The 6,256-nt window shown below is 65.4% G+C and carries 4 protein-coding genes; all 4 read left to right on the top strand.

What is annotated here, in order from left to right:
• Nucleotides 1–588: outer membrane beta-barrel protein (locus EIP75_RS20325; RefSeq protein ID WP_233584959.1), on the top strand; the 588-nt coding region annotated here is incomplete at its 5' end.
• Between the two features lie 68 nt (nucleotides 589–656).
• Nucleotides 657–3,458 (top strand): DNA polymerase I, encoded by a 2,802-nt coding sequence (gene polA / locus EIP75_RS20320; protein WP_199758657.1) that lies wholly within the window; start codon nucleotides 657–659, stop codon nucleotides 3,456–3,458.
• Nucleotides 3,459–3,625: 167 nt separating this feature from the next.
• Complete coding sequence (gene ppk1 / locus EIP75_RS20315; protein WP_125245022.1) at nucleotides 3,626–5,725, top strand: polyphosphate kinase 1; 2,100 nt, start codon at nucleotides 3,626–3,628, stop codon at nucleotides 5,723–5,725.
• Nucleotides 5,726–5,763: 38 nt separating this feature from the next.
• Nucleotides 5,764–6,234, top strand: coding sequence for a SixA phosphatase family protein (locus tag EIP75_RS20310; protein ID WP_125245021.1), 471 nt, complete (start codon nucleotides 5,764–5,766; stop codon nucleotides 6,232–6,234).
• The last annotated feature ends 22 nt before the right edge of the window (nucleotides 6,235–6,256 follow it).

The raw sequence follows: 6,256 nt of genomic DNA, 5'->3' as shown, positions 1-6,256 counted from the left end.
ATCACGTTGTGCAGACCTTCCTTAGGGGTACGAAATATGTTGTCTTCAACAGGGGTGAAATCGTTGATCGCGCTGATGCTCGGTGCGGTTGCCGTGGGCGCACAGGCCCAGAGCTATGCCGGTGCACTGGTGCAGATGAGCGATTACAACAATGATCGCGTATGCAGCAGCTATGGCGTCTCTAATTGCGATAACAAGGCCACAGGCTACAAAGTGTATGCCGGCTCCATGTTGTCGTCATCCGCGGGCGTTGAAGCGGCCCTCATCAACTTTGGCAAGGTCAAGGGAGATTCGCGCGAAGAGGGCCTTGTCAAGTCGATCGTGCTGGCAGCGGTGCTGAAAGTCGATGTTTTCCGTGGGCTGGCCATCAGTGGCAAGGTTGGGGTAGCCGCAACGACTGCACAGGTCAAGGCCGGTGGCGCAGATGATGACGAACAGCATCCTTCGCTGTACTTGGGTGCGGGTATTGAATACCCCATTTACAAGACGATCAAGATCGTCGGCGCTTATGACTTCACTCGAGCGCAGTTGAACAGCCAGAAGTTCAGCGTTTCTTCTTTCGGCTTGGGTGCTCAGGTCGACTTCTGACCTCCCTCCTGCTGCTAAGCATGGCCACCTCCGGGTGGCCTTTTTCTTTTCCCGGCGACAATCGCTGCATGAGTGCTGACCTCCTGTCCCCCCCTGAAAAACCCGTCCTGCTGCTGGTCGATGGCTCCAGCTATCTTTACCGCGCTTTCCACGCGATGCCTGATCTGCGTGGCCCGCAGGGCGAGCCCACTGGAGCCATGCATGGCATGGTCAACATGCTGCGGCGCTTGCGTGAGCAGGTGCCCAGTGGCCATGCCGTGTGCGTGTTCGATGCCAAGGGTCCCACCTTCCGCAATGAGTGGTATGCCGAGTACAAGGCCCACCGCCCGCCCATGCCCGAAGACCTGGCCGCGCAGATCGACCCCATCCACGACGTGGTGCGCCTGATGGGCTGGCCCATCCTGGAGGTGCCGGGCATCGAGGCCGATGACGCCATCGGCACGCTGGCAGTGGTGGCAGAGCGCTGCGGCTATGACGTGGTCGTGTCCACGGGTGACAAGGACATGGCCCAGCTGGTCACGCCCGCCACCACGCTGGTCAACACGATGACCAACGAAACGTTGGACGAGGCCGGTGTGCTGGCCAAGTTCGGCGTGGCGCCCAACCGCATCATCGATTACCTGACCCTGATCGGCGATGCCGTGGACAACGTGCCCGGCGTTGACAAGGTCGGCCCCAAGACGGCGGTGAAGTGGCTGACCGAGCACGGCTCGCTGGATGCTGTCATCGCCAATGCCGCGGGCATCAAAGGTGTGGCCGGCGATAACCTGCGCAAGGCGCTGGACTGGCTGCCGCAAGGCCGCCGCCTGATCACCATCCAGACCGACTGCGATTTGCTGGGCCACGTCGAAGGCTGGCCCAGCCTGGATTCGCTGGTGCTGCGCCAGCCCGATCTGCCGGGCCTGCTGGATTTCTACAGCACCCACGGCTTCAAGACCTGGAAACGCGAGATTGAACAGGCCCTGGGCGGTGGCGATGGCAACGCGGTGCCTGCGCCCGACCTGTTCGGCATGCCGGGCGACAGCGGCGATGGGCCCGAGACCGCGGCCTTCCCGGTGCCGGCCAACCTGCAATACGACACCGTGCTTGATTGGCCCACCTTTGATCGGTGGCTGGACAAGATCAACACGGCCGAGCTGGTGTCGCTGGACACCGAGACCGATTCGCTAGACGGCATGATCGCGCGCATCGTGGGCATCAGTCTGTCCACCGACGTGGGCGAAGGGGCCTACATTCCGCTGCGCCACGACGGCCCCGATGCGCCCGATCAGCTGCCGCTGGACGAAGTGCTGACGCGCCTGAAGCCCTGGTTCGAGGATGCCGCCAAGCCCAAGCTGGGCCAGCACATCAAGTACGACACCCATGTGCTGGCCAACCATGGCATCACGGTGCGCGGCTATGTGCACGACACCCTGCTGCAAAGCTACGTGCTGGAGGCCCACAAGCCGCACAGCCTGGAAAGCCTGGCTCAGCGCCACCTGGGCCGCCAGGGCCTGAGCTACGAAGACGTGGCCGGCAAGGGTGCGAAGCAGATTCCCTTCTCGCAGGTGGCGGTCGAGCGCGCCGCTCAGTACGCCTGCGAGGACAGCGACCTGACCTTGCATGTGCACCGCGTGCTGTGGCCGCAGGTGCAGGCCGATGCGGGCCTGCTCGATGTCTACCAACGCCTGGAGATGCCGGTGGCCACCGTGCTGCAACGCATCGAGCGCAACGGTGTGCTGATCGACGCGGACCTGCTGCGCCAGCAAAGCCAGGAGCTGGCGCAACGCATCGTGGCGCTGGAGCAGGAAACCTACGAACTGGCAGGCCAGCCCTTCAACCTCGGCTCGCCCAAGCAGCTCGGCGAGATCCTGTTCGTCAAGCAGGGCTTGCCGGTCGTCAAGAAGACCGCCACGGGGGCGCCTTCGACCAATGAGGAAGTGCTGGAAAAGCTGGCCGAGGATTACCCCTTGCCGGCACGCATCCTCGAGTACCGCGGCCTGGCCAAGCTCAAGTCCACCTACACGGACAAGCTGCCTTTGATGATCAACCCCCGCACCGGCCGCGTGCACACCAATTACGCGCAGGCCGTGGCGGTCACGGGGCGGCTGTCGAGCAACGACCCCAACCTGCAAAACATCCCCGTGCGCACGACCGAGGGCCGCCGCATCCGCGAGGCCTTCATCGCCCCGCCGGGGCATTGCATCGTGTCGGCCGACTATTCGCAGATCGAGCTGCGCATCATGGCGCACATCTCGCAGGACGAGAACCTGCTGCGCGCCTTCGCCGAGGGCGTGGATGTGCACAGGGCCACCGCCAGTGAGGTGTTCGGCGTGGCCGTCGACGCGGTGTCGAGCGAGCAGCGCCGCTACGCCAAGGTCATCAACTTCGGTCTGATCTACGGCATGAGCGCCCACGGCCTGGCCAAGAACCTGGGCATCGACCGGTCGGCCGCCTCGTCCTACATCGAGCGCTATTTCCACCGCTTCGCCGGCGTCAAGCGCTACATGGACGAGACCCGGGCCTCCGCCAAGGCGCAGGGCTATGTGGAGACGGTGTTCGGCCGCCGCCTGTGGCTGCCCGAGATCAACAGCCCCAACGGCCCCAGCCGGGCAGGGGCCGAGCGCGCGGCCATCAACGCGCCCATGCAGGGCACCGCAGCCGATCTGATCAAGCTCGCCATGGTGGCCGTGCAGAAGGCGCTGGACGAGCAAGGCAAGGCCAGCCGCATGATCATGCAGGTGCACGATGAACTGGTGCTGGAGGTGCCCGAAGCCGAGCTGGACTGGGTGCGGGCCGAGCTGCCTCGCCTGATGGCCTCGGTGGCCGAGCTGCGGGTGCCGCTGCTGGCCGAGGTGGGCAGCGGCCCCAACTGGGAGGCTGCGCACTGATCCCTGCAGATGCCGGCAGATGGGCGCGTGCATGCGTGTTTCTCCGCCCATCGCTGGCGCGCCATGATCCGTTCGGCAGGGTATGCTGTCATCGAGTTGTCATGGAAGTGTCATGACCAGGTGTCAAACTCCGAGGGCAGTTTGTCTGGTGTGGAAGTGGTGATTCGGTGAACAACAATCAGGTCGATGTGAAAGAGGTGGGCGACAAGGGTGTGGTACCCCCACCCGATGCCAACAAGCTGGCGCTGCTCAGCCGCGAGCGCGCCATCCTCGAGTTCAACCGCCGTGTGCTGGCGCAGTCCCAGCGGCCCGATGTGCCACTGCTGGAGCGCCTGCGCTACGTCTGCATCGTCTCGTCCAACATGGACGAGTTCTTCGAGGTTCGCTATGCCGACTTGATCGAGGCCTCCAAGCTGCGGGGCACCGGCATCGGGCCGCAATACCTGGCCGGCATCGCCGAAGAGGTGCACCAGCTGGTGCAGGAGCAGTACCAGGTCTTCAACGCCGAGCTGCTGCCCATGCTGTGCGAGGCCGGCGTGGTCATCCTCAACCATGCCGACCGCGACGACGCCCAGCGTGACTGGGTGGCGCGCTTCTTCCGCAAGCAGGTCCAGCCGCTGCTCACGCCCATCGGGCTCGATCCCTCGCACCCCTTTCCGCAGGTGGCCAACAAGACGCTGAACTTCATCGTCAAGCTGGGCGGCCTGGATGCGTTCGGGCGTGACAACGCCATCGCCATCGTGCGCATCCCGCGCGTGCTGCCGCGCGTCATCAAGTTGCCCGACAACCTGTCGGGCGGGCGCCAGGCCTTCGTGCTGCTGTCCAGCGTGGTGCGGGCCCACCTGACCGAGCTCTTCCCGGGCCGTGAGATCGTGGCGTTCTCGCAGTTCCGCCTTACCCGTGATTCCGACATCGAGGTGGACGAAGACGATGTGACCGACCTGCGCAAGGCGCTGCGCTCGAAGATGAGCACGCGCCAGTTCGGCCAGGCCATCCGCCTGGAGGTGGTCGATTCCTGTCCGCTTGATCTGTCCGACTTCCTGCTTGAGCAGTTCAACCTGCCGGTCGAGTGTCTGTACAAGGTGCACGGCCCGGTCAACCTGGGCCGCCTGACGCAGCTGATCGACCAGGCCGACACCAGCGACCTGCGCTTTGCGCCCTATGTGGCGGGCTGGCCTGAAGATCTGCCGCGGGTGGACATCCTCGACAGCCTTCAGGATGGCGACGTGATGCTGCACCACCCCTTCGAATCCTTCGATGCGGTGGTGGCCTTCCTGCGCGAGGCGGTGCACGATCCGGACGTGCTGGCCATCAAGCAGACCATCTACCGCACGGGCAGCGAGTCCGTGCTGATGGAGCTGCTGCTGGAGGCGGTGCGCCGCGGCAAGGAAGTGCTGGCCGTGGTGGAGCTCAAGGCCCGCTTCGACGAAGAGGCCAACATCAACTGGGCCGAACGCCTCGAGGCGCTGGGGGCTCAGGTGGTGTATGGCGTCGTGGGTCTCAAGACCCACGCCAAGATGCTGCTGGTGACGCGCCGTGAAGGCTCGCGCCTGCGCCGCTACGCGCACCTGTCCACGGGCAACTACAACCCGAAGACGGCCAGTCTCTACACCGACGTGGGCTGGCTCACGGCCGATCCGCACATCACGTCCGACATGGACATGATCTTCCAGCACCTGGCCAGCCTGAACCAGCCCAAGGCGCCGCACCAGTTGCTGCTGGCGCCCTTCACGCTGCACAAGCGCCTGCTGCGCGAGATCCACCGAGTGACCGAAGCCGCCCGCGCGGGCGTGCCGACTCGCATCGTGGTCAAGGTCAATTCCCTGACCGACGAGCCCCTGATTCGCGCCTTGATGGAGGCCGGCCAGGCCGGTGCCCGCATCGACCTGATCGTGCGCGGCGCCTGTGTGCTGCCGCCCGGCGTGGCCGGGGTGACCGACCGCATCCGCGTGCGCTCCGTGGTGGGCCGCATGCTGGAGCACACCCGTGTCATCTACACGCGTTGGGGCCGGGGCAAGGACGACGAATCGCTGTATCTTTCCAGTGCCGACTGGATGAACCGCAACATGACGCGGCGCATCGAGATCGCCTGGCCGGTGCACGACGCCAAGCTGCGCCAGCGCGTCATTGATGAATGCCTGGTGCCCTACCTGCTCGATGGCCGCGATGCCTGGCAGCAGTTGAGCGACGGTCGCTATGAACGGGTGGGCCAGGATGGGCACAGCGCCCAGCAGGCCCTGATGGAACGCTACCGCGCCGCCACCTGAGCGGTGCGGGTGCCACGACAAGGGAAAGGGGCACGCGCATGGACCTGATCATCTGGCGGCATGCCCATGCCGGCGACCCTCTGGACGACCCCGTGGCCGACATGGCCCGCCCCTTGAGCTCCAAGGGGGAGCGACAGGCCGTGCGGGTGGCCGATTGGCTGAACAAGCACCTGACCGACTCCACACGGGTGCTGGTAAGCCCCGCCTTGCGGGCCCAGCAGACGGCGCGGGCCCTGGGCCGCGCGTTCAAGACGGTGGAGGCCTTGTCACCCGCCCATGGCGTGGACGATCTGCTGGCAGCGGCGCGTTTTCCGCGCAGCCGTGAGGCGGTGCTGGTGGTGGGCCACAACCCCACGCTGGGCCTGGCCCTGGCGCGCCTGCTGGAGGCTGCCGACACCACCCAGCCCTGGGTGATCAAGAAGGGCTCGGTCTGGTGGCTGCGCACGCGTGACCGCGAAGGCGGGGATCAGGTGACCCTGCACGCCGTGATTGGGCCGGACAACGCCTGACGGCCCCAGGCATTGCCGTGCT

The sequence above is a fragment of the Aquabacterium soli genome, from assembly GCF_003933735.1.
Classification (GTDB): Bacteria; Pseudomonadota; Gammaproteobacteria; order Burkholderiales; family Burkholderiaceae_C; genus Aquabacterium; species Aquabacterium soli.
The sequence above is the reverse complement of the archived record's forward strand: the minus strand, read 5'-3'. Positions and strand labels throughout refer to the sequence as shown.